We start from the raw sequence: 3,782 nt of genomic DNA, 5'->3' as shown, positions 1-3,782 counted from the left end.
ACCCGCCGCCGACCGCCACGCACCCGTCGGCCGCCGCGGCCCGCGCCGCATCGACCACGCGGTCCGCGTCCTCGACCGGCACATGCTGACGCGCTCCCGCGAACACCCCGGCACAGGCGGCGCCGAGCCCGGCGGCCACCTCGCGCGCGACGCTCTCGCCCCGGACGCCGCACACCACCAACAGACGGCGCAGGCCGAGCTGTTCGGCCTCACCGACGGTGGCGCTGCTCGCGCCGCCCGCGCGGAAGACGACACGAGAGGGACGGGTCTCGTACGTGAAGTCCGGGATCTCGGCGCCTTTCATGCGGAGGTCTCCGGGGCGAGGACGAGGTCGAAGGTCGCGTGCCGGAACGGGTTCGGGACGCCGAACTCCCGTGCGCGCACCGGGTCGTCGGTCTCGGTGAAGTCCCGTACGAGGCTGTGCTTCACGGCGAAGACGGCATCGGATGCGAGATAGGGGCTGCCCGCGACGAAGAGGTGTGTCGTGACCGGCGCGTGGCCGTCGGCCGACGCGATGAAGTGGATGTGGGCGGGCCGGTAGGGGTGCCGCGCGGTGGCTGCGAGCAGGCTGCCCACCGGGCCGTCGACGGGGATCGGGTACGGGCTCGGCACACAGCTGCGGAACCAGAAGCGTCCCTCGGCGTCGGCGGTGAAGAGTCCGCGGCCGTTGCCCGACGGCTGTACGCCGGGCTGCTGCACGTCGTAGTAGCCGTGCGTGTCGGCCTGCCATACGTCGAGGCGGGCTCCCGGCAGCGGTGTTCCGTCGGCGGCGACGACCCGTCCGCTCACCACGCACGGCTCCCCGTCGCCGGAGCCCAACAGGTCGATGTCGGCGCCGAGTTCGCGCCGGGGCGACTCGGTCAGGTGGAAAGGTCCGAGCACGGTCGGCTCGGTCGCGGTGGGTCCACCGGGGCCGCCCAGCGTCTCGACGAGCGAGGAGAGGCCGAGCACGTCCGACAGGAGGATGAACTCCTGGCGGGTGTCCGTGCACTGCTGCCCCGTCTCGGTGAGGAAGGCGACGGCCCGCTCCCATTCCTCCTGGGTGAGCCGGGACTCGCGTACGAAGGCGTGCAGATGCCGGACGAGGCCGCTCAGGAGCTCGCGCAGCCTGGGGTCCGGTGTGGAGCGCAGGCTGTCGAGGACGGTCTCGGTCACGGTGGCTTCCGCGACCCGGGTGGCGTGGCCGGTGGACGGGCTTTCGTCCACGGGTTCGATGGTCATGTCTGCCCCTCGTGTGGTCCTTGGGCGCTGCCCGCCGAGTCGGTGCCGGCTCAGCCGCGTCCGAGAATCCGCCGCAGGGCCGCGGTGAGCAACTCGTCGGCGGCGTCGGACGCGGCGCTGTGGCGGAAGGCGATGTGGTGGTCGGGCCGTACGAGCAGCGCGCCGGATTCGGCGGTCTCGCGCAGCCGCGCCCAGTCGCCGTACGGGTCCTCGTACCGCCGGCCAGGGCCGATGACGGCGGTCGCGATCTCGATGCCCAGGGTCCGCGCGGCCTCGTCGGCGGCGCGTATCCACCCCTCGCCCCCGATTCCGGTGAAGAGCGTGAAGCGGCCGTGGCCCGCGGCGTCCAGGGTGGAGAGCTGGGTGGTGCCGTGGGTGATCCAGGCGTGCGGCAGTCTGGCGCCGGGCCGGGTGGTGGGCTTGTGGTGGAGCTCGGGGTCCTGGTCGAAGCCGGGGTCGTCGGTGCCGTCGGGGACGACCGCGGCCGACGTGTAGCGCTGGTTCATCTCGACGCCGTGCGCGTTGAACTCGTACACCTTGGCGGCGATGGCCTCGCGCAGTTCCTGCCGCTGCTTCTCGCCGGCCGCCGTGGCGTCCTTGCGGGCGTCGATGCTGGCCCACAGCTGCTCGGGGGTCTGCGGGGCGAGGCCGCCGAGGGCTTCGAAGACGGGCGCGGTCTCGCCGATGCTCTTGTTGGCGCGCTCGACGATCTGCCGACCGATGGGGGCGCGTTCGGCAGAGTAGGAGTCGAGCAAGGCGGGTGACGCGGTGCCGTCGAGAACGAGCCGGAGCTTCCACGCGAGGTTGTAGGCGTCCTGGATGGACGTGTTGGAGCCGAGCCCGTTGGACGGCGGATGACGGTGCACGGCGTCCCCTGCGCACAGCACCCTGCCGTCGCGGTACTCCTCGGCGTAGAGGTGGTTGACGGTCCACGCGGAGGACGAGGTGATCCGCACGGGTATCTCGTCGTCGCCGATGAGGCGACGGACGACGGACAGGGCGTATTCCTCGGTGAGGTCCGGTGCCCCGGCGTCGAGGTCGTACCCCCACACGATCATCCACTCGTTCCAGGGACGCACACAGCGCACGAGGCCCGCGCCGATTCCGCCGACGGTCGCTCCCGGTGCGAGCACCCAGTAGAGAGTGGCCGGGCGGTGGGCGGTGTATTTGGCGAGGTCCGCCTCGAAGACGATGTTGACGCTGCCCGCGACCCCCATCGTGCCGACGGTGGGCAGACCCGCGTTCTCGGCGACGCGGCTGCGGCCGCCGTCCGCGCCGATGAGGTACTTCGCCCGGATCTCGTACGAGTCCCCGCGCAGCCGGTCCTTGAGGGTGGCCGTCACGCCGTCGGCGTCCTGCACATGCGAGACGTACTCCGTCTCGAACCGCAGCGAGGTACCGCGCGCCACGGCCGCGTCGACAAGGACCGGCTCCATGAGGTGCTGCGGCATGTCGCACATGCGGCTGGGGCTTGCCAGCTCGTGGGCGGCCTGGATGAGCGGGTCGTTGCCCCAGGAGCGCAGCCGGCCGAGCTCCTCGCCCGCCAGGCTGGTGCAGAAGACGGTGTTGCCCATCAGATGCTGCGGGGTGGCCTTCGCCACGACCTCGTCCTCGACCCCGAGGTCGCGCAGCACCTCCATCGTCCGCTGGTTGGTGATGTGGGCGCGGGGCGTGTCGGCGAGGCCCGCGTGCCGGGTGACGACGGTGTTGGCCACGCCGTAGGTGCTCAGGGCGAGTGCCGCCGCTGCTCCTGCGGGGCCGCTGCCCACGATCAGTACGTCGGTCTCGACGGTCGTCACTCGGGACGCTCCTGGAATGAACGGGCGGTGGAAGGGTCCGCGGGCGAGCACGGAACAGGTTGGATCTTGGTCCATGCGCGGGCGTCGCAGGTGTCTCATTTCGAGACAGTCGACGGCACCCGGCTGCCCTGGGGCTCCGCTCCCCTCCTACGATGGTTCGACCGTGACCAGCACAGAACACCCCCGTCCGGCCGACACACAAGACGTTGAGTCGCCGCTGCCCCTCGCTCCGATCCGCCACGCACGCGAGCGTTTCCTCGCGGGCGGGCCGTTGCCGGACGGCATTCCCGAGAATGTCGTCGCCGGGTGGCGGCGCGCGCGTTTCTTCGGCGTACGAAGGGATCTGGCGGCGGCGCGGGACGGTGCGGCGCCGGTGTCCTCGCCGCTGCTCGTGGCGGCCCGGCCGGTCCTCGAACGGCTCGCGCCCGCGCTGGACGCAGAGGGCTGCGCCCTGGTGCTCGCCGATGAGCGCTGCCGGGTGCTGTGGTGGCGCGGCCGCTGGTCGCGCCTCACTCTGCGGCACGATCTGTCGGAGAGCGAAGTGGGCCACAACAGTGCCGCGGCGGCCCTGCGCACGGGCCGGCGCGCCGAGGCACACGGCCCCGAGCACTTCCTCGACCTGTGGCAGGAGATCTCCGCGGTCAGTGTGCCCTTGCGTGCACGCGGGTCGCGGCGGCCGGTGGGCACCGTCACCGTGGTGTCCGGGCTGTGCGCGGGCTGCGGCCCGCATCCGGGGGCGGCCCTTGCAGAGGCCGCGGCGGC

Annotated in this window: 4 protein-coding genes; 1 reads left to right on the top strand and 3 read right to left on the bottom strand. The window is 72.3% G+C overall.

The genetic code is table 11. The annotated features are described in order from the left end of the window. The 3 genes from ABD378_RS13125 to ABD378_RS13115 all read right to left on the bottom strand — a co-directional run. A partial coding sequence (locus tag ABD378_RS13125) for an iron-containing alcohol dehydrogenase (RefSeq protein WP_344520875.1) occupies window positions 1-304 on the bottom strand: 304 nt, incomplete at its 3' end. After that, window positions 301-1,221 carry a dioxygenase family protein gene (locus tag ABD378_RS13120; RefSeq protein ID WP_344520874.1) on the bottom strand — a complete coding sequence of 307 codons (921 nt, stop codon included), beginning with the start codon at window positions 1,219-1,221 and terminating at the stop codon, window positions 301-303. The genes ABD378_RS13120 and ABD378_RS13125, both read right to left, overlap by 4 nt. 50 nt (window positions 1,222-1,271) lie before the next feature. Continuing rightward, the gene (locus tag ABD378_RS13115) at window positions 1,272-3,020 is read right to left on the bottom strand and encodes an FAD-dependent oxidoreductase (RefSeq protein WP_344520873.1); all 1,749 of its coding nucleotides are present in this window, start codon (window positions 3,018-3,020) and stop codon (window positions 1,272-1,274) included. 163 nt (window positions 3,021-3,183) lie between these two features. Here ABD378_RS13115 and ABD378_RS13110 point away from each other — a divergent pair. Continuing rightward, a partial coding sequence (locus tag ABD378_RS13110; protein WP_344520872.1) for a GAF domain-containing protein occupies window positions 3,184-3,782 on the top strand: 599 nt, incomplete at its 3' end.

This window comes from Streptomyces rectiviolaceus, from assembly GCF_039533825.1.
Classification (GTDB): domain Bacteria; phylum Actinomycetota; class Actinomycetes; order Streptomycetales; family Streptomycetaceae; genus Streptomyces; species Streptomyces rectiviolaceus.
This window is presented reverse-complemented; position numbering and strand designations above follow the sequence as displayed.

What these genes read in the sequence shown, in the direction of transcription:
- ABD378_RS13120 (WP_344520874.1), bottom strand. Translation starts at nt 1,221, where the DNA reads ATGACCATCGAACCCGTGGACGAAAGCCCGTCCACCGGCCACGCCACC.